At 66.3% G+C, this 20,041-nt stretch carries 16 protein-coding genes; 1 reads left to right on the top strand and 15 read right to left on the bottom strand.

What is annotated here, in order from left to right; genetic code table 11:
- Positions 1-12: 12 nt before the first annotated feature.
- The 14 genes from ACO05N_RS07345 to ACO05N_RS07410 all read right to left on the bottom strand — a co-directional run bounded on the left by ACO05N_RS07345 (position 13) and on the right by ACO05N_RS07410 (position 17,575).
- The gene (locus ACO05N_RS07345) at positions 13-1,368 is read right to left on the bottom strand and encodes an oligosaccharide flippase family protein (RefSeq protein ID WP_422056509.1); all 1,356 of its coding nucleotides are present in this window, start codon (positions 1,366-1,368) and stop codon (positions 13-15) included.
- Positions 1,365-2,438 carry a CgeB family protein gene (locus ACO05N_RS07350; protein ID WP_422056510.1) on the bottom strand — a complete coding sequence of 358 codons (1,074 nt, stop codon included), beginning with the start codon at positions 2,436-2,438 and terminating at the stop codon, positions 1,365-1,367. The genes ACO05N_RS07345 and ACO05N_RS07350 overlap by 4 nt, the downstream gene beginning before the upstream one ends.
- Positions 2,422-3,666 (bottom strand): glycosyltransferase family 4 protein, encoded by a 1,245-nt coding sequence (locus tag ACO05N_RS07355; RefSeq protein ID WP_422056511.1) that lies wholly within the window; start codon positions 3,664-3,666, stop codon positions 2,422-2,424. Before ACO05N_RS07355 ends, ACO05N_RS07350 begins: the two co-directional genes overlap by 17 nt.
- On the bottom strand, positions 3,666-4,532 hold the full coding sequence (locus tag ACO05N_RS07360; protein WP_422056512.1) for an FkbM family methyltransferase: 867 nt from the start codon (positions 4,530-4,532) through the stop codon (positions 3,666-3,668). The genes ACO05N_RS07355 and ACO05N_RS07360 overlap by 1 nt, the downstream gene beginning before the upstream one ends.
- A gap of 100 nt (positions 4,533-4,632) precedes the next feature.
- The gene (locus ACO05N_RS07365; RefSeq protein ID WP_422056513.1) at positions 4,633-5,514 is read right to left on the bottom strand and encodes an FkbM family methyltransferase; all 882 of its coding nucleotides are present in this window, start codon (positions 5,512-5,514) and stop codon (positions 4,633-4,635) included.
- 72 nt (positions 5,515-5,586) lie between these two features.
- On the bottom strand, positions 5,587-6,738 hold the full coding sequence (locus ACO05N_RS07370) for a glycosyltransferase family 4 protein (protein WP_422056514.1): 1,152 nt from the start codon (positions 6,736-6,738) through the stop codon (positions 5,587-5,589).
- Positions 6,735-7,673 carry a glycosyltransferase family 2 protein gene (locus tag ACO05N_RS07375; RefSeq protein WP_422056515.1) on the bottom strand — a complete coding sequence of 313 codons (939 nt, stop codon included), beginning with the start codon at positions 7,671-7,673 and terminating at the stop codon, positions 6,735-6,737. Before ACO05N_RS07375 ends, ACO05N_RS07370 begins: the two co-directional genes overlap by 4 nt.
- Complete coding sequence (locus ACO05N_RS07380; RefSeq protein ID WP_422056516.1) at positions 7,663-8,421, bottom strand: FkbM family methyltransferase; 759 nt, start codon at positions 8,419-8,421, stop codon at positions 7,663-7,665. The genes ACO05N_RS07375 and ACO05N_RS07380 overlap by 11 nt, the downstream gene beginning before the upstream one ends.
- Positions 8,418-10,511 (bottom strand): bi-domain-containing oxidoreductase, encoded by a 2,094-nt coding sequence (locus ACO05N_RS07385; RefSeq protein ID WP_422056517.1) that lies wholly within the window; start codon positions 10,509-10,511, stop codon positions 8,418-8,420. Before ACO05N_RS07385 ends, ACO05N_RS07380 begins: the two co-directional genes overlap by 4 nt.
- Positions 10,508-12,208, bottom strand: coding sequence for a heparinase II/III family protein (locus ACO05N_RS07390; protein ID WP_422056518.1), 1,701 nt, complete (start codon positions 12,206-12,208; stop codon positions 10,508-10,510). Before ACO05N_RS07390 ends, ACO05N_RS07385 begins: the two co-directional genes overlap by 4 nt.
- On the bottom strand, positions 12,205-13,431 hold the full coding sequence (locus tag ACO05N_RS07395; protein ID WP_422056519.1) for a glycosyltransferase family 4 protein: 1,227 nt from the start codon (positions 13,429-13,431) through the stop codon (positions 12,205-12,207). The genes ACO05N_RS07390 and ACO05N_RS07395 overlap by 4 nt, the downstream gene beginning before the upstream one ends.
- Before the next feature lie 28 nt (positions 13,432-13,459).
- The gene (asnB, locus tag ACO05N_RS07400) at positions 13,460-15,268 is read right to left on the bottom strand and encodes an asparagine synthase (glutamine-hydrolyzing) (protein WP_422056520.1); all 1,809 of its coding nucleotides are present in this window, start codon (positions 15,266-15,268) and stop codon (positions 13,460-13,462) included.
- 4 nt (positions 15,269-15,272) lie between these two features.
- Entirely contained in the window at positions 15,273-16,796 is a 1,524-nt protein-coding gene (locus tag ACO05N_RS07405; protein WP_422056521.1) for a hypothetical protein, read from the bottom strand.
- Positions 16,796-17,575, bottom strand: a complete 780-nt coding sequence (locus tag ACO05N_RS07410) for an FkbM family methyltransferase (RefSeq protein WP_422056522.1) — start codon at positions 17,573-17,575, stop codon at positions 16,796-16,798. The genes ACO05N_RS07405 and ACO05N_RS07410 overlap by 1 nt, the downstream gene beginning before the upstream one ends.
- Before the next feature lie 323 nt (positions 17,576-17,898).
- On the opposite strand from ACO05N_RS07410, the gene ACO05N_RS07415 reads away from it, so the two are divergent.
- A complete protein-coding gene (locus ACO05N_RS07415) occupies positions 17,899-18,675 on the top strand; it encodes a metallophosphoesterase (RefSeq protein WP_422056523.1) in 777 nt (258 codons plus the stop codon).
- 42 nt (positions 18,676-18,717) lie between these two features.
- Here ACO05N_RS07415 and ACO05N_RS07420 read toward each other — a convergent pair whose 3' ends face one another.
- Positions 18,718-20,031 carry a UDP-glucose dehydrogenase family protein gene (locus ACO05N_RS07420; protein WP_422056524.1) on the bottom strand — a complete coding sequence of 438 codons (1,314 nt, stop codon included), beginning with the start codon at positions 20,029-20,031 and terminating at the stop codon, positions 18,718-18,720.
- Between the last annotated feature and the right edge of the window lie 10 nt (positions 20,032-20,041).

Raw genomic sequence — 20,041 nt, forward strand, 5'->3', positions numbered from 1 at the left:
GCTTGAGCTGCCTCAATTCGACTGTGATTCTGGCGATTCCACTGGCGCGCGCCGGTCGATTCGAACCCAGACCCCGATTGCGACCGCCGTTACCACCCAACCAGCGAGTTGGATATAGGCCAGAATTTCGCCGGTCAGCGTCTGCTTGAACCACATGGTTCCACCGATGACGATCGCACCATAGGGCAGCGACAGCCAGAGCTGCGTCCACATCGTCCCGCGCGCGACGAGCAATTGCTGATGCACGTTGCAATAGACCGTGGGGATCACCGCGATCACGATCAGTGCGAACAAATAGTTGTTGTCCCGGAAGCTGTCGCCATAGAGCGCGAGGATCAACGGCGACGCGGCGATGACGACCGCGCAAAACAGGGTCGCGAGGCCCAGATTGACGACCATGTTATAGCGCTGGAGCCGCTGGACGTCGCCATGCTGCTGCTTGCCGATCGACGCCCCCAGCATCGGCAGGATCGCCGAGGCAAGCGATGCCATCACCATCAGGACCGGCAGCCGCCACTGCACCCCGGTATTGATGATCGCCAGATCGGTGAAGCCGGCGGGCGCGCGCGACAGGACGTAGTTGCCAAGCCAGGCGGCGCCGCCCTGCACCACCGACAGCAGTCCGCTCGGGATCGAAAAGGCGAAGATGACGCCGGCATGGGCGAACGCCGCACGCAGGTCGACACCTGACCGCAATGCCCGGCGATGACGCTGCGCCGGGATCGCCACGGCGAGCAGGCGCAGGACATTCGCCGCCGCAACCGCCGCCATGACGTAATTCAGGCTCGGGGCGAACAGGGCTACCGGCACGAGCAGCGCGAAGGCTGCGGCAGCCGTCCATGACCGCGCGAGCGCGAGCACGCGAAATTCCTGCTTCGCCTGAAGCAGCGCGTCGCTGAGCCCGGCCTGGACCGAGGTGAGCAGGATCACGCCGCTGAAGATCACCGCCCAGCCATGCTGTCCTTCACCGAGCAGCCAGTTGGAAAGGCCGGCCGGCCACAGTATGCAGAGCGCGAAAAAGGCGAGGGTGAGGCCCCAGGTCAGCCGGTCGGCGAGCAGCATCACCGCGCCCGCCCGCGCCGGATCGCGCTCGGCGAAGCGCGAGACGATTGAGATCACGGAGTAAGGCAGCTGCAGCGAGGCAATCGGTGAGGCCAGCGCGATGGTGCTGAGCAGCAGCGCATAGCGACCGTAATCGTCCGCGCCGATCGCGCGCGCGATCAGGATGGTCTGGACGAGCGCCGCTGCGCGCTCGACCATCGATGATCCAAAGATCCAGCCTGCGCCGCGCAACCAGGTCGCGACCGGGCTGGAACCGAGCAGATAGGAAGGCGTCAGCCGCGCACGCAGCCACGCGATGTGGCTCATGCGCCGCCCCGCACGATCCCGCGGGCGCGCAGCAGCGCGGCAAGCTCGCCGGCGCGCGCATCGAGGCTGTAGGCCGGGACACAGCGCGCATGGCCTGCGGCAGCGATCCGGCGGCGGTCGTCGTCGTGGTCGAGATAGTAGCCGATCCGCGCGCACAGCGATGCGGTGTCGGCGAAGATGTCGATTTCCTCACCTGGCACGAACAGCGAACGCACCTCGTCATTGTCGATGTGCAGCATGAAGCCGCCCGCCGCGGGAATCTCGAAGGTGCGGGTCGATGTCACGTCCTGCCACCCATCGGGCGGAACCGGGCCGTGATGCATTGCGACGTTAATGCGGCTTTCTTCGATCGCGCGGGCGAAATAATCGCCGACCAACGGATAGCCAAGGACATGGCGTTCGAGCGCGGTCCCCTGGGCCGGCCCGGACCAGCCATTGCCGATCACCGCGATCGTGCGCTCGGGAAATGCCTGCGCAACGGCGAGCATATGGTTGAACTTGTACGGAGAGAAATTGCCGATGTGCGAAATGTCCCAGCGATAGGGGACGTCGCCTTCATGCTGCCGGGCATGGACCAGGGGGGCATAGCCGTGATGGACGAACCCGGTCCGATCCGCGCCATAGGTCTCGCGCAGATGGTCGAGATGGTAGCTCTTGGTCGTGACGATCTGGTCGTAGCGGGCATAGGCCTGTGGCGACGAGCCATCGTGATTATAGGCAACGTCGGGGTAGAAATTCACCGTGCGCACCCCGCGCTGTTGCAGCGTCGCAAGCGTTTCGGTGGTGATGTAGCTGCCCTTGACGGTGACCAGCACCTCCGCATCGACCCGCGCGGCATGGTCCAGGATCTCGCGGTTGTATGCGGCGATCCCGCGGGGGCTGAGCAGGCGGTTGGCGATACGGTGGATCAGGCCGTGCGCGCGACCGAGATAGGACCCCAGATCGACCTCGGCGACATCCCAGCCTTCGCGGCGCAACCCCTGCGCCAGCGCGCGGCCGGTCGACCCGTGCCAGAATTCAGTCGCCATGACGGCGCGGATCGGGCGACGGGGATCAGTCGCCGACAGCATGCCGCGTGCCAAAGATGTCATGGAGGCCCTGGACATTCTCGTTGAAGGACCATTGCGCGATGATCTCGCGGCTGCGCGTGCCCATGGAACGCCGCAATTCTGCATCGGCCACGATCGGACGCAGCGCGTCGCACAGGCCGACAACGTCATTGGCATCGAAGCAATGACCGTTTTCGCCGTCGCGCACCAGGTCCGCTACCGCGCCTATTTCACGTGAGGCGACGATCGGAAGCCCTGCGCACATCGCTTCGTTGATGATCAGGCCCCAGGGCTCACTTTCGGCCGGAAGGGCAAAGATATCGCAGGCACCGAGCATGGGCAGCAGCTCGGTCTGATTGAGAAAGCCCGTGAAGATCGTCTGAAGCTGTGGCGTGTCTGCAGCCGCTGACCGGAGCGACGCTTCCATTTCCCCGGCACCCGCGAAGACGAGCGCAAGCCGCTGTCCCTCGTCGGCAAGTCGGGCGCACGCTTGCAGCAGATGATCGGGATGTTTGCGGGCCAGAAATTTGGACGCGAACAGGACGATCGGCCTGTCGTCCGCAATGCCAAGCTTTTGACGATAGGCCGCGCGTTCCCCGGGCGACAGCCGCGACCCTTCCTCAACCCGGGCGTTGTCGACGGAGAAGGGGAAATGGAAAATCCTCTCGTCCGGGATACCGAGCGAGCGATAATAATCGCGATTGTTGCTGCCGATCGCGAGCAGGCCATCGACGCTGTGGTAAAAGGCGCGGATCGCGATCGAGCGGAGCGCTGTCTTCCAGCCGGCCGCCTTCAGGCTGCCGTGCGAGTCCCCACGAACGAAGCAGGGAATTCCCTTCGACTTGGCGGCGGCAATAGCGATGTAGTTTGCGCCGAGCACGCCGCCGTGCACCACCAGCGCGTCGAAATTCCCGTTGCGCACGATGCTCCACACATCCGGCGCAAGCAGCCTGAGCGCCTGTTCGGGCCGGTGCCTGCTCGCATTCCGGACGAAAATCGGATCCGTACCCGCCAGCAGGTCGATGTCCCACGCCACCTTCTGCGCGAATCCGGGATCGAACTCGCCCCTCAGGCTCACGTCCGAGAGATAGATCGGAATGGCTTCGAACGCGCCAGTGCGGTTGATGTGCGCATAAAGCGGCGCGAAATACTGGATCGGGTGCGAATTGAGAAACGCGATGCGTGGACGTCGCGCACGCCCGTCGGGCGATGCAGTGTCATCTTGGCCCTGGCGGCGCGCTGATTTCATCACAAACGCAGCCCGAACAGCTTGATCGCGGGCGTTGCCGCCACGCGATCCATGATCGCGTCGATATTGCGCACGAACAGCATGTTGTTGTCGTGCCACGGATTGGGATCGGCAGAAAGCGAACGGGTCCAGGGGTTGTAGAAGCGTCGTTCGAACCCGAACCGTGCAAAGCTTGCCAGCGTCTCCGGCCCGGCCGATTCGGTCATGATCGCGAGCAGCGACGGTTTCTGGAGCACCTGTTGCGCCCCGGCGAACATCGCATCCTCATGTCCTTCGACATCGACCTTCATCAGGACCGGCTCGATATCGCCGATCAGGCTGTCCAGCCGCGCCATCGGCACGATGCGATGCGGCTCTTCCGCACTGGCGACGCGGTTGATCGTGTCGAGCCCGACGGTGAACGCGATCTCTCCGTCACTGGCGCCCAACGCCGTTTCATGGATCGTGACCCGATCCGCGATGGCGTTCGCCGCCAGATTGGCGCGCAGCTTGGTCGCCGTTTCGGGATCCGGCTCGAAACTCAGGCAGCGCGCCTCTCGGACCGCTCCGGCGAGGACGGTGTAGGTGCCCACATTGGCGCCGACGTCAAGGAACAAGTCGCCGGGCTTCAGCAGGTGCAGCAACAAGCCCATGTCCGAAAATTCATGGAGCCCGAAATACAGGTTGCCGGTGGCTCCCACCATGCCCCGCTGCACCACCAGACGACTTCCCGCCACCCACGGCTCGACATGGCTGCCGGGGTTGAGGCGGCTGCGGATCTGCCAGGAAATGAAGTTCGCGAGCGCGCGCACGGGTCGCCGAGCGCCGACCGGATGCTGGCTGAGGTATCGCAACAGTGCGACTGCGTCGGTTCCAATATTCGCCATCAGAAACCCCGTCTACCGGACCGGAACGGCCCCTGCTTCTGAACTGCGATGCAACCCGATGTTCCCGCAATTAGCATGGGTCGTCCCGCGCCGTGCGTCCTCATGCGCGCTCAGGAATGACGACATAGTCGCCAGCGGTCAGCCGGTCGGCCGGGCTCTCCTCGAGCGTCACCGAATGGCGCAATGCCGTGCGCGCACCGGTGATACGATAGAAGCGCGCGCCTTCGGGCACCAGTGCGACGATGCGCGCGGCATCTGCCGGAGCGATCCACGCGCCGCCTCCCAGCTCGATCCACAACACCGGGCGGTCCCGCTGAATGGTCTGCTGCAGACCTTCCAGAACCTCGATCTCGAAGCCCTGCACATCGCATTTGATCGCATCGATCCGACCGACATTCAGGCGGGACAGCAACGCGTCGCCCTGTTCGACCTGCACCGTCGCCACGGCTTCGAGCGGGGCGTCATACTGGTCGACGGTGACCAGAGTGCCGAGCCCACCATTGTTGCCGGCGGGCGAATAGAGCTGAAAACTGCCCGGCTGTGCGCCGAGGCCAATCGGGTGCGGCGTGACGTTGGTCGCGGCGTTGAGCGCGAGGTTGCGTTGCAGCCGACCGAATATGAGCGGATTCGGCTCGAAGCTGTGCACCTGATCGAAGGCGCGCGAAAACTGCAGCGCATGGGTGCCGACATTGGCGCCGATGTCGAGGATCGTGCCCCGACGGTCGGCGGGGATGCGCGCCAGAAAAGCGGCGATCTCGTCGCGCTCATAGCCGCCGAACAGATAAGCCTGGCGCTCGATAAAGGAGCTTAGTTCACCCTCGATCCACACACCGTCGTTGGCGACGCGGAAGGCGCCGGTGCGGCCAGCTACACGACTGGCCAGCGGTGCCCATCCGCGCAGATGGCGCAGCCCGCGCAAGGCGCGAACCGCCCGCGCGGCGGCGCCCGGGTGCTGCTCGCCCTGGGGCGTCGTTCCGGTCAATGCTAGTCCCCCTGACCTTCGGCACGGGCGTGCGGAAGCCCGCGCGGCGGATTGCAGACGATCGACGAAAGGTCAAGCGTCACGGCGGACAAGCTCCTTGAACAATGCCGCCATCTCCGCCGCGGCCTCGTTGCCGGCAAGGAAGGCTTCTGCCCGTGCGCGTGCGCCCCGCCGCCACGCCGCCAGCTCTCCGGCGGGAAGTTGCGCCAGCGTATCGATCGCGCCCGCCAGTGCGGCGCGGTCGTCCAGCGGCAGATCGAACCCGGCATGATCGTCGGCAAGATTGCGCCACGGCGTCTCGGTGCCGATCAGCACCGGGGTGCCCGAACATAGCGATTCGAAGATCGCGTGGCCGAAATTCTCGCTGCGCGACGGGAGGAACAGCAGGTCCTGACCCGCCATCGTGTCGGCGACCTCCGCATTGGCCAGTTCACCGCGATGCGTGACGGTGACATGGGGAGGCAGCGCGGCGATCAGATCGCGGCACCGCGCCCAATGCGCGGGATCGCTGATCGGGCCATAGATCGAATAGGCGACCGGCGTGCGGACCCGGGCCAGGGTCTCGAGCGCAACATCGAGGCCCTTGACCGGCGAGATGCGGCCAAGAAACGCGGCGCGGAACGGCTCCCCTGCGCCGCGCGGACGGGGGGTGGGAAGCGGGAAGGCGGGACGCGCATTGCCGATCAGCTCGATCCGGTGCGCAGGGAAAGCGGCCCGGACATCGCTGCGCTCGGCCGCGCTGGTCACGTGGAAGGTGACACCGCGCATCAGCCCGGTCAGCGTGACCAGCCGTCGATACGCCCCCTTGCGTCCGCCCTTGAGGCCCAGGGCACCGGCCGAGAATTCGCCCCGCGGCGAAAGGATCACGGGCGCGCGCGACCCCTGTCCGAAACGCCGGGCGATCAGCGCGGGAATGGTGAATTCGCGGTCGAAGAAGCCATTGAGCAGCAGGATGTCGTGTGGCGTCTCGCGGAGCAGCCTGGCCAAACCCTGCGCGCCGGTGCGGCCGACCGGCAGATATTGCGCCTTGGCATAGCCCAGGTCGCGCCAGCGCCCCGTCTCGACCAGCGGCTCCGTTGCCCCGACCGCACGGTCGCGCGCGACGATGCGGAAATCGAACTGGTCGCCCAGCATCTCGCACATCGTTTTGACGCTGAGATTGGGGCCGGTCGACTCATGCCCCGGCCAGAAGGCGCCGATCAGGTTCAGGATCCGCGGCTTCACCCGCCCGATCCCGGCAACAGATCGGTAAAGCCATAGCGGTCCGCCAGCCACTGCGGAAAGGATTCCCGCCCGTGCCGGGCGATCTGCTGCTCCGCCTCGTCAATCTTGGCGTCGATCAGCATGAAGAACCAGAATCCGTGCAGGAAATGCCAGACAAAGCCCAGGCGCCCGTCGAGAAAGCCGAACCGCGCGACATAACGATACAGGAAGTAGAGCAAGCTGCGGAGATAAAGCGGCGCGCCGCCGAAAACGCGCTCGCGCAGCCAGCGCTTCGTTCGCGCACGCCGGTTCGTCGGCATCGGTTCGGTCGGAACGAACTGATATTTGCGTCCGACGAAATCGACCATGTGCCGGGTGGCATAGCGATTATGCTTATCCGTCCAGGCGCCGATCGTCTGAAGATTCTCGTCGACGAAATCGCCGCCGCCGAACAAGCAGGCGGTTCCGTGGTTCAGCTGGATATGTTCGTCCATCCAGCGTTGTTCCACCCGCGCCGCGCCGGTGCGGAACAGGCGGAGCAGGAACACCGGATAATAGGTGCCCCAGCGGATCCATCGCCCGCGAAAGATCATCTTTCGGCGAAAGGTGACGCCGCTGGTTTCTGCGTCGAGCTGGGGCAGCCTTTCGCGGATTTCCGCCACCAGCGCGGGCTCGAAATACTCGTCTGCATCGACCCGCAACACCCAGTCGGTCGCGATCGGCAGCATGTCGAGCGCCCATTGAAACTGTTCGGCCTGGTTGACGAAGCGTCGCTCATGCACCTGCGCGCCCAGCGACCGGGCAATGTCCTGCGTGCCGTCGTTCGAAAAGCTGTCGACGACGATGATCTGCTGGCACCAGTCCTTCAGCCGCTCGATGCACCGCCCGATATGGAGATGTTCGTTATAGGTGAGGATGATCGCCGTGATGGACGGCGCAGATCGGTCACCGCTCATCTGGACAGGCAAGGACGTTGGTGGTGAACTTGCTCGCCGGGCGCTGCTCGCCCGGGGGCGCGTCGCCGTCGAACAGGCGATAGCCGGCGGTCTCGAACAAGTGCGCCGCCTGGGCCCAGGTCTTGTCGGTGACCTCGATCAACATGGTCGGCCGCACGTCGCGCAACAGCGTTTGCGCCCCGGCAAGCAGCAGCAGCTCGGCGCCTTCGACATCGACCTTGACGAACTGGGGCGCCGGAAAATCGTCGAGCAGCCGGTCGAGCGTCAACATGGGGACGTTGAGTATCTGGCGTGTCTCGCCATGCTGTGTGCTCAACTCGCCACCTTCGATCCCGCTCGAAGCGCGCCCGCGCCCGGCCACCCGGAACCGCGCCACACCGTCGCGATCGCCGATGGCGACGCACAAGATGTCGATGTGCAGGTCGGGGTTGCGCGCGCTGGTCCGCCGCAACAGTCCGGCCAGAAACGGATCGGCTTCGATCGCCAGCACCGGGGCACCCGACAGATGCCCTGCGGCGACCGTGAACACGCCTACATTGGCGCCGATGTCCCAGGTTACCATGCCGGGCTTGATGAAATGCCGTGCGATGGCAAGCAGGGCCGTCTCGAACGCGCTGGCGTCGGGTTTCAGCCAGCGCAGCGCCGCATCGGGCGACACCTGGATCGATCGCCGCCCGAATTCGGAGGGAAACCGGCGGGCGAACGACCGGTTGCGGGCAAGCCGCTCGACAAGGGTGCGAAGCTTCATTGTGTGTCCCCTGCGATGTCGAGCGTTGCTTCACTCACAGCGACCAGCTCGTCGAGCGGGATCGGCGGTGGCGCACCGTCGCGGGCGGCGGCGTAGAAGGCCTTGACCAGCCCCGCCTGTCCCTTGTCCTGCGCCGAGGCGGATTGCGTCGTCGTCTTGCCGCCGGTGGTGATGTGCAGCTTGCGGAAATCGTCGAGGCGGACGACCGTGCCGCTGGCGAAAATCTCCAGATATTCCTTGGGCAGCGCGGAGTCGCCGAGCGAGGAATAGAGGATCGTGCCGGTCGATCCGTCGGCAAAGCGCAGCACCGCCGACACGGTGTCGTCGATCCCCTCGGGCCGGAAGGCGCTGACCGAGATCGGCGGGCCGCCGGCGAGGAAGGTGAGCGCGTCGACGAAGTGGCACGCCTCACCCACGATCCGCCCGCCCCCCTGCGCGCCGTGTAGCCAGCTGTCGCCCGGCACATATCCGGCATTGACGCGATAATGCATCGCGATCGGCCCGGCGCGCGAGGCGATCGCCGCCTTGGCCGCGATCATCATCGGGGCGAAGCGGCGGTTGAACCCGACCGTGAGCACGCCCGGAGCGCCTTCGGCTGCCGCGACGACATCGGCGAGCTGGTCATGGTCGAGCGCCAGCGGCTTTTCGACGAACACATGCTTGCCCGCGCGCAGCGCGGCGGCGGCGAGGCTGGCGTGGCTGTCATGGCGGGTCGCGATGAACACGCAATCGGTGTCGGCATCGTCCATCACCGCCTGCGGATCCGTCGCGGCGTTGGCGAACCCCTCGCGCTGCGCGGCGTCATGCGCCGACAGGCCGGTCGAGGTGACGACCGTGGTCAGCCGCTCCTTGCTCGCCTTCTTGAGCGCGGGGACCAGCACCGACTTGGCATAGTTGCCAAAGCCGATGAACGCGGTGCCGCGTCCGGTCGCGCCGCTCGACGCATTGACGGGAATCGACCGCGCGATCGGCGCCGGGGTTTCGGGATAGGTCAGCAGGATCGCCAGGAACGGCTCGTCCGTGTCCATCAGCTTGTACGCCGCTTCAGCCTCCGCGATCGGGAAGCGGTGGGTAACCAGCTTGAGCGGGGTCACGCGGCCTTCGGCGACCAGTTCCAGAAACGCCTGCATGTTGCGCTGTTCGGTCCAGCGGACATAGGCGAGCGGATAGTCATGCCCCTCCAGCTCATAGGCCGGGTCATGGCGGCCGGGACCGTAGGACATCGACAGGCGCAGATCGAGTTCGCGCTTGTAGAATGGCTCGCGGTCGATCTCCATGCCGGTCAGGCCGACCATGACGACGCGGCCCTTCATCCGGCTGATCTCGGCGGCCTGATTGGGCGGGGTCGATGACTTGCTCGATGCGGTGACGATCACGGCGTCCGCGCCATAGCCTTCGGTGAACCCGCGAACCGCCTCGTCCAGCGCATCGCTGACCACGACGTCGGCGCCCATCTCCAGCGCCAGCTTGGCGCGGCCGGGGTTGGGATCGAAGCCGAGCACGCGGCAGCCATTGGCCTTGAGCAGCTGGACGGTGAGCTGGCCGATCAGGCCAAGGCCCATGACGACGACGCGCTCGCCCAAGGTCGGGTTGGCGACGCGCACGCCCTGAAGCGCGATGGCGCCGAGCGTGACGAAGCTCGCCGCCTCGTCGCACACGCCCGCCGGGATGCGGACCGACAGATTCTTGGGCACGGCGTTGTATTCGGCGTGGTTCGCCACCGCTGCACCGGCACAGGCGATGCGGTCGCCGACCGCGTAGCCGCCCGCTTCCGCTCCGGCTTCCACCACTGTCCCGGCGAGGCTGTAGCCCAGCGGGATCGGGGTATCGAGCTTGGCGAACACCTTCTGCACCGTGGGCAGCAGCCCTTCGTTGCGCACCTTTTGCAGCGTCTTGCGGACGAGATCAGGCCGCGCCATCGCCTTGCCCGCGAGCGAGCTGCGCGCGAGATCGATGATCTGCTTTTCGGTCCCCGCGCTGATCAGCGACACGCGCGTGGCGACAAGGTTGCGGCCCCGGCCCGAGCGCGGAACCGGCGCTTCGATCAGGCGCAACACACCGCTGCGATAATTTTGTTCGACCTGTTTCACTTAAGCCCCGCTTCCCCGACCGACGCGGCCATGAATGTGACATCGCTCTCAAAACAACCGTCCGGGAGTGTCAAGCACAGACGTTGCGTGGATGATTCTTGGCCCATGTCGGGCCACCATGTTGCAGCTTCGAGACGCAGCGGTTGCGACGCGCGGATGGTGAGCTGTGCGTCGCCCCGGCGCAGCGTTGCGGTGGTGCCGTCGAGCGTCGCTTCGCAGTCGGGGTGGAGCAGCATCCGCCAGGTGGCGGGGTGCCACATCGCGCCCTCGATCCGGTCGTACACGCGGATCGTGTCGCCGTGCGCCTCGGCCCGGCGGGTGACGATCGGACGGCCGGGGAGGTGGGTGTAGCCGTCATGGCCTCCCGCCAGTGTCAGCGCGTCCGGCTGAACCTCGGCCGCGCTCACCCACACGCGTGGGCGGCGGCCGCAGCGAAAGGCGCCGAAGAAATCGGCCGGTTCTGCCCCGTCGATCGCGAGGACATTGTGATGATGCGCGCTGCGGCTCTGGTCGCGGCGCTTGCCGGGGACATATTCGAACACGCCCTGGTCGACGATCATCCGCTGGCCTGCAACCGACAGCTCGATGCTGCCGACATCGCCATGGGCATGGGCGGGCAAATCGTCGGGACCGATCCGCCCCTGGTCGGCGATCAGCGTCAACAGCGGCGTGTGCAGCCCGAAATAGCCGGCGGTCGGGAGGGCGAAGCCGCCCTGTGGCTGCGGAACTGTGCGCCCGGTAGAGCCGGTATAGGCTGCCAGGCAGTCGGCGGGCGGATAGGCCATCGTCAGGCCAGCATCGTTGAACAGCGCAGGGCCGGCATCGGGGTGGGCGAGCAAGGCGGTCGCGCGCGCCATGCCGTCGAGCGCGCGGTCGAGCGCCTGCGGTGCCGCGGCGCCGAGCGCGTCGCGTGTCTCGATCAGGTCGGCGAACACCTGCGCGTGGTAGGAGGGCGAGCGCTCGTAATGCACGCCATCGGCCAGCACCTGCCGGGCGAGCTCCTTGTCGACCAGCTCCAGCGCCCGCGCGCGCCAGCGTTCGGCGGTGGTACCGGAAAAGAATGCCGCGCCCCAGCTCAGCGCCTTGATGTTCTTGACGAGGTGGTTGCCACCGATGTCCAGCTCGAGATTGCGTTCGAGGAACGCCAGTTGCTGCGCGAGGCTGGCGTGGATCGAGGCGAGTACCGGATCGCTGGAGTCGACGCCCCAGGCCGCGATCCGCTGCATCCATACCATCACGCGCAGCGACAGCGTGTAGCTGTTCCAGCTGTCATGCCAGTAGCCCGGCTGCCACGGCGGATTGGCGTCGATCCACTGGCGCATCAGGTCGAGGCCCGCGTCGGCGTCGAGTCCCTCCAGATACTCCATGTAATGAAGGTTCATCCGCCACAGCTGGTTGGCGACGCCGGGGCCGGGGGCCTCCCAGTCGATCGTTTCGCCCATCTCGACCGCGCGGCCAAGGAAGGTGAAGCGCCAGCCGCTGGCGGTGCGCTCGACCTGTCCGGTGCGCGGCGGGAAACGCGGGGCTGGCGGGGCGGGGGCGGGTTCGACCCGGCCCGGCGCAAGGCCGTCGAGGCGGGGCGGGCTTCTCAGCGAGCGGCGGCGCTGGAGCGTCAGCCGGCCGCGGGCGAGCAGCTGGCCGACGGGCACGTGACGTGCGAAGGCGATACTGCGGCGCAGGCGGGTGAGGCGGCTCATCGCGCGGCCACCAGCGCCTGCATTTCGGTGAGCAGCCGATCGGCAAGCACGCGGCGGTCGAACTCCCGCGCGACGAAGCTGCGGCCGGAGTCGCCGAGTTGCGCGGCAACGGCTGGATCGTCGGCGAGGCGGGTCACCGCCGCCGCGAGTTCCTGTGCCGATTCGGGGGTGATCGCGATCCCCGCGCCGCCCGCCTGCATCAGCGCCTTGGCCTCGCCCTCGACCCCCAGGACCATCGGGCAGGCCATCGCCATCGCCTCGAACATCTTTGAGGGGATCACCGTCTTGAACGTATCGACCCGGCGCAGCAGCACCAGTGCCGCGTCGCTCGCCGCCCAGATGCCGGGCATCGCCGATTTGGGCTGCTGGGCGAGCATTACGACATTGGACAGGCCGCGCGCGGCAACTTCGCCGACCAGCCGCTCGCGCTCCGCCCCGTCGCCGACCAGCAGGAAGGCGATGTCGCTGCGGTCGCGCAGCAATTCCGCCGCCTCCAGCACCGTATCCAGCTTATGCGCCATGCCGTGCGTCCCGACATAGGCCGCGACAAACTTGCCGCTCAAGCCGTGCGCGGCGCGAAACTCCGCCTCCGCCGCCGCATCGGGCGTGGTGAAGGTGGTCAGGTCGACGCCGTTCTTGACCACTGCGATCGGCCCGTCGCCCCGGCGTGCGCGGATATGCGGCACGAAGCCGTCGGTGACCGACACCACCAGATCGGCCTGGCGATAGGCGAAGCGTTCGATCGCCTCGAGCAGCTTGATCGCCGCGCCGCGCTTCATCGCGCCGACGGTCACGATACTCTCGGGCCACAGGTCGCGAATCTCCAGCACCCACGGCCGCCGCCTGCGCTTGAGCAGCCATCCGGCGAGGCCGCAGAAAAATTGCGGGGAGGTGGACAGCACCACATCGGCCTTGGGCAGCCGCCACATCCACAGCAGCACCGACAGCAGATAGGATACGTAATTTGAAATGCGCGGCAGAAAGCCCTCGTTCGCCGCGAGCCATGTCCACAGCCGGATCACGCGCACACCGTCGCGCTCCTCCTCCTGCCACAGCCGGTTGCGATAGCCCGGATAGGCGCGGCCGGTCGGGTGGTTGGGGACGCAGGTGACGACGGTCACCTCATGCCCGGCCTGCGCCCAGACGCGCGCATGTTCGGACAGGCGCGACGCGGGGGCGTTCACCTCGGGCGGGTAATAATGGGTGAGGACGAGGATTTTCACGCGCGCGCGTCCGCGATGTCGGTCATGGTCACGCGGCCAGGCGCGCAGGATCGCCGAAATAGCGCGCCAGCGCCTCGCCCGACCATTCGCGGCCCGATCGGCGCGTGCGGATGTCGCGCGTCGCACCCTTGAGCCAACCGGTAACGGGAATGCCGAACCCGGTCTTGGGCTTGTTGAGTATCACGTCGGGCAGCGGGGTGGACGGCGCATTGCCGAGCATCGCCTTGCCCACGCCCGGCGTCAGGCCCGGCAGGATCGGGGCGAGCGCCCTGAGCAGCGTGAAATCGACCAGCGGAACGCGGATCTCCAGCGAATGTGCCATGCCGGCCCAGTCCGAATCGCGCAGCAGCTGGTTGCGCATGTAATTACAGGATTCGAGCGCGGCGACGCGGCCATTGGCGCTGCCCGGATCGGGGGTCATCGTCGCGGCGATCAGCCCTTCGGGATCGAGTTCGGCAAGGCCCTGCGCCGCCAGTCCCGCGTCCATTGCCCCGTCCAGCTCGAACGGAAGCAGCACGGCGCGGCGCAGCAGGTAGGTGCCCGCCCAGCTGCGCGGCAGGTCGAGCAATCCGGCTAGCTTGGGATTGCGCGCGAGCAGCCCCGGGGCGAGCAGCTTGAGCAGGCCCCGGCTGGCGCTCCCTGCCCCTGGAACATGCGCGACGGGTCCGAACATGCGCCGCGTCTGCGGGATGGTGCGGAAGGTGGAATAACCCGCGAGCAGTTCGTCGCCGCCCAGACCCGACAGCGCGACCTTGAGGCCCAGTTCGCGGGTCGCCTTGCTCACGAACCAGCTGTTGATGCCGTCGATCGTCGGCTGGTCCATCGCCGCGAAGATGGCGGGCAGATCGCCGCGAAACTCCTCGGCGCTGATCTGGCGGACATGATGCTCAACGCCATAGAGCGCCGCGACCGATGCCGCGCCCGGCACTTCGTCGGCGGGGGTCCCGGCAAATTCGGGGAAGGCGAGGGTGCAGGCGCGGATGCGTTGCGCGCCGCAATCGCGCATCAGGCCGACCAGCGCGCCTGAATCGACGCCGCTGGACAGGAACGCGCCGACTTCGACATCCGCGACCATATGGTGACGCACGCTGTCGCGCAGCGCCTGGGCGACATCGACCGCGCCGCCATTGCTGCCCTCGGCAATCGCCTGCGCGACCGATGCGTACTGCACCGGGGCGCTGACGCCATGGGCATCGACCGTCATCCAGCTGCCCGCCGGGACGGCGCGGATCGCGCGATAGATGGTGAACGGATCGGGCACCGATCCCATCAGGTGGAAACCCGTCAGTCCGGCGGGCGAGGGCTCACGCGAGATCGAAGGGTCGGCGATCAGTGCCTTGACCTGTGACGCAAAGGCGATCCGCCCGTTCGCGTCGGCATAATAAAGCGGCTTGATGCCATAGGGGTCGCGACCAAGCGTCAGGCGGCGTTCGCGCGCGTCCCAGATGGCAAAGGCGAACATGCCGCGCAGCCGGGGCAGCATCGCAGGGCCATGCGCGGCGAACAGCGCCAGCAGCACTTCGGTGTCGGACCCGCCGCTGAAGCGATGTCCCTGTGCCTCCAGATCGGACCGAAGCGCGCGATAATTGTAGATCTCGCCATTGAAGACCAGACTGTAGCGCCCGCTGTCGTCGTGCATCGGCTGCGCGCCGCCATCGCTCAGATCGATGATCGACAGGCGGCGATGGGCAAGGCCGACCCGCGCCTCGCCGTCGATCCACAGCCCGACGCCGTCGGGACCGCGTGCCGCCATCGCGTCGCGAATCGCGATCAGCCGTTCGGGGTCAATTGCAAGCGCGTTGTCGCGATGCGCGACCATGCCCGCGATACCGCACACTGGATCAGGCTCCCACCCGCGGCGGTAACAGCCGGTTGGCGAAATAGAGGATGAGATGGAAGACGACGGCAGCGCTGATCGGCCCGATGATGTCGATCACCAGCATCCCGTCGATCCGCGATCCAACGCGCAATCCCATCGCCACGACCACCAGCAGGTGCCAGGCTTCGCGACTGAGCGCCAGCACATTGTAGATTGACCACAGCGCCAGAACCGGCGCCGTCAGCGCCGCAAACAGGCCGACGCCGAGCCAGCCGAAATCCCAATAGGCTTCGGCTGGAATGCTGGGGCTGGTCGACGAGTTGTAGTTGCCATTCGCTAGGAAGGTGAATTCGCGCGCCAGATCGGTGATGATCGGCTTGTCCGGATAGATCAGTCGAGGCACCCAGACGATGGACAGGTCGCGCAACGAGTCGCCGGGCAGGCCCTGGTCATATTGGCTGATCGCAAAAGCACCGGCGTTGACATAGCTGAGACGGGACCAGCTGATCTGATAGTCAGGCTGGCCGGCACGGCTGCGATCCTCGCCGCCAGCGCGGGCGGACAGGGCTTCGACCGTTTCGGACAGGACCGCGGGGCCCCCATCGCCGCGCGAAACTTCGTTGCGGGTGTCGGTAACGATATCGCCGATCACGAAATAGGTGGGCAGGAGAAACGCAACAGCAATCGCGATTCGGCGAAGGCTGGGGCGATGATAGATATAGGCGATCGGCAGCATCAGCGCCGGAAACATCACCATATATTTGCTGAGCTGAAGCAGGCCGGCGATCGAATCGACCACGGTCAGCGCGGCGACCAGCCAGATCCAGCGGGTCCGCCCTTCCTTGAGCGCCCAATAGCTGACAAGGAAATAGCCCACATAGGCGCACTGACCGACCTGGAAGATGATCTGGGGCGGCGTGAAATTCATCACCCCAAGGACGGCCGGATAGATGATCAGGTAATTGACGCCGGTTCCGATCGCGAGAAAGACGAAGCCGATCATCTGCGTGGACACGTTGGATGGGGTGATGAAACCCAGCATGTTCCCCGTCGCGGCGCGGGTACGCAACGGCCCGACGATCCCGGCGGTGAACACCAGCACGCCCGCATGGAACGTCGCCACGACCATATTGAACTTGAGTACGTCGCGCGGGAAGAAATCGAAGAAGGTCGCGATCATCGCGCGCGTTTCATCGTTCAGGAACAGCGTGATGAGCGAGCCGAGACCAAGGTACGAAACCACCCCGATGCGGTACCACAGCAACGGCGTCCACAGCGTGTGGCGATTGCGCCGCAGCATCTGCACCACCGCCCATCCGACGACCAGCGACAGGATGGCCGGTCCGCAATAATTGGCGACGGTAACCCCGGCGCCGCCATAATTGCTGATGACGCCGTAAAAGATCAGCAGCGCAAAGGTACCGGAAAATTCGGCCACGCTGGGCATCAGCCCGGCCATGGGATCGTCCACCGGGTCTGCCAGCATCGTGTCGCCCCAGCGCGAACGGGGGCGAGGGGGCACCCAGGTGGCGCTGCGGGTCGCCATCAACCTCGCACCGCCAGCGCGATGCAATCCGGACCGTCCCAGATCACCGTTTCGAGGCGAAAGCCCCGCGCTTCAAGGTTCGCCAGGAACCCCTTCACATCGCCGCCAAAGGCATGAAGTTCGATGCCCACCCGGTCGCTGATGTCGAGCAGGCGGCTCGCCGGGTCGACCAGGAAATATTCGCTTCCTTCGATATCGCATTTCAGGAAATCGATATGGTCGATGCCGTGGCGGGCAAGGAACTCCGTTTCGGTCAGCCGTTCGACATCGGCGTAATTGGGGTCGGTCGCAACGTCGCTTTCCTGCTGCCGGCTGAACAGGCCGATAAAGGCGCGGCACAGCGTGGCGCGGTCTTCAAAACCGTTGACGCGCATCGTTTCGCGGAACTTGGCCACCGTGTGCGCGCCCGGCTCCACCGCCACGACCCGCGCGGTCGGGTTGGTGGCCAGGGCCAGCGCGCTGAAATTGCCCATGTTGGCACCCAGGTCGACAACCACCCCGCCATCGGGAATCTTGAAGAAATCGCCGCGCGAATAGACCCGCCGGACCCAGATTTCGCGCAGGCCGCTGAACGCCTGCCGGCCGACCAGCTTCGCCGTCGCCCGGTCATGCCGCACGGTGAACGGGCCATTGCCCATCACAGCATCGGCGGCGAGCAGGTCGCGTCTGCGCAGCGCGGTCGGCAGGGTGATCGCGATCGCCCCCAGCCATTGCACCGCCCGGACCGGGCCGGCCACTCGCATAATGCCGAAAAAATCGCGGAGCAGCTTGCCGATCATCCAATTTCTCGTTGCGCGTACCGCGACCATGCGGCGACAGGGCCAGGAACGGGACTGCCCATAGTCAGAAGCAGTGATCGATGCACGCGGATTTTTAGCCGCATTGCTTTTGCTTGGGCGGTCGGTGAGCATCCGATCGCCGCAATAGAAATTCGGAAGATGGGCGCTGTTGAGCCGAGAATTGCCGTACGTCGCCAAGGTCGATCGGGGGGCGTGATAACGCTGTCCCGGCTAGGCGGGCTGGCCCTTGCACGCCGGTCCTCCGCGATTGCGGCACTGCGGCAAAGCGCCTATCTGGCGGGCGGTAACGGGATGCATGTGTGGTGCTGACAAGGTTGAAGGCAGTGTTCGGGGTGGCGGCGGCCGCACAGGCGGCGGCGCTGCCCGATGGCGAGCGGGTATACGCTATCGGCGACATTCATGGTCGCCTGGACCTGCTCACCGACCTCCTTGCGCGGATCGACGCGGATGATGCGGCGCGTGGGGATGCGCGGACGCGGATCATCTTCCTGGGCGACCTGGTCGATCGCGGACCCGATTCGGCGGGCGTGGTCGAACTGTTGGCGACGCGCGATTTCGGTGGGCGACAGGTCGATTTCCTGGCTGGCAATCATGAGGAGGTGTTTCTCAAGGCGCTCGGCGGCAATCTGGAAACGATGCGCTTTTGGCTGCGCATCGGCGGTGAGGAGACGCTGCTGAGCTATGGCACGCCGATCGAACTGATCGACCGTGGCTTGGCAGATGAGCTGGTCGCCGATTTCCTGCCGCGCGTGCCCGCGCGCCATGTCGCATTCCTGCACGGCATGACCGACATGGTGCGGATCGGCGACTATTGCTTCGTCCATGCCGGGGTGCGGCCCAACGTCGCGCTCGACCGGCAAAAGCCCGAGGACCTGCGCTGGATCCGCGAGCAGTTCCTCAGCTTCGATGGCAATTTCGGCGCGACCGTGGTGCATGGCCATTCGATCGCGGCGCAGGTCGAGGAACTGTCCAACCGCATCGGGATCGACACCGGCGCCTATGCCACCGGGCGGCTCACCGCGCTGGCGCTGGAGGGCGGGGCGCGCTGGTACCTCGCGACCGAGGGCGCGGCGGGGTGAGCCCCTTACCCTCCCCCTTGCGGGGAAGGATAAGCGAAGGGCTCAATCCACCTTCTTGCCCACGCCGACCAGCTTCAGTCCGGCACGCGCCACCTCTTCGGCGGGGTAGATGTTGCGCAGGTCCACCAGCAAAGGCGCGTTGAGCAGCCCCTTCATCCGATTGAGGTCGAGCGCGCGGAATTCGTCCCATTCGGTGACGATCACCAGCGCGTCGGCGCCCTCGGCCGCGGCATAGGCGCTGGTCGAGAACTCGACATTCTTGACCAGCGGTCGGGCCTGTTCGACGCCTTCCGGGTCATAGGCGCGGACGATCGCGCCCGCGTCCTGCAGCGTCTGGATCACCGCCAGGCTGGGCGCGTCGCGCATGTCGTCGGTGTTGGGCTTGAACGTCAGGCCCAGGATCGCGACCGTCTTGCCGCGCACGTCGCCGCCCATCGCCTTGATCACCTTGCGCCCCATCGCGCGCTTGCGGCTGTCATTGACCTGTACCGTCGCCTCGACGATCCGCAGCGGCGTTTCATGGTCGTCGGCGGTCTTGAGCAGCGCCAGCGTGTCCTTCGGGAAGCACGACCCGCCATAGCCGGGGCCGGCGTTCAGGAACTTGCGCCCGATGCGGTTGTCCATGCCGATGCCGCGCGACACTTCCTGCACGTCCGCGCCGACCTCTTCGCACAGGTCCGCGATCTCGTTGATGAAGGTGATCTTGACCGCAAGGAAGGCGTTGGCGGCGTATTTGATCAGCTCGGCCGTGCGGCGGCCGGTGAACATCACCGGGGCCGACTGGTTGAGCGAGAGGGGGCGGTAGATGTCGCGCATCACCGCGCTCGCGCTCTCGTCCTCGCTGCCCACGACGACGCGGTCCGGGCGCTTGAAGTCGCTGATCGCCGCGCCTTCACGCAGGAATTCGGGGTTGGAGACGACGGTGATGCCCTTGTCCGGGGCGATCCGCGCGACGATCCGCTCGACCTCGTCACCGGTGCCGACCGGGACGGTCGATTTGGTGACGATGACGGTCGGGCCGTCGACCGCCGCGACGATCTCCTCCGCCGCGGCGAAGACATAGGACAGGTCGGCATGGCCGTCGCCGCGTCGGCTGGGCGTGCCGACCGCGATGAACACCGCGTCCGCGCCCCTGACCCCCTCGGCCAGGTCGGTGGTGAACGACAGGCGCCCGGCCTTGACGTTCGACGCGACCAGCTCGGCCAGGCCGGGCTCATAGATCGGCATGACGTTCTGGTGCAGCAGCTCGATCTTGCGCGCGTCCTTGTCGACGCACACCACGTCATGCCCGAAATCGGAGAAGCACGCCCCGGAAACCAGGCCGACATAGCCCGTGCCGATCATCGCAATTCGCACGCTGGAAGTC

This window comes from Sphingomonas sp. (assembly GCF_965227385.1).
In the GTDB taxonomy this organism is placed as follows: domain Bacteria; phylum Pseudomonadota; class Alphaproteobacteria; order Sphingomonadales; family Sphingomonadaceae; genus Sphingomonas.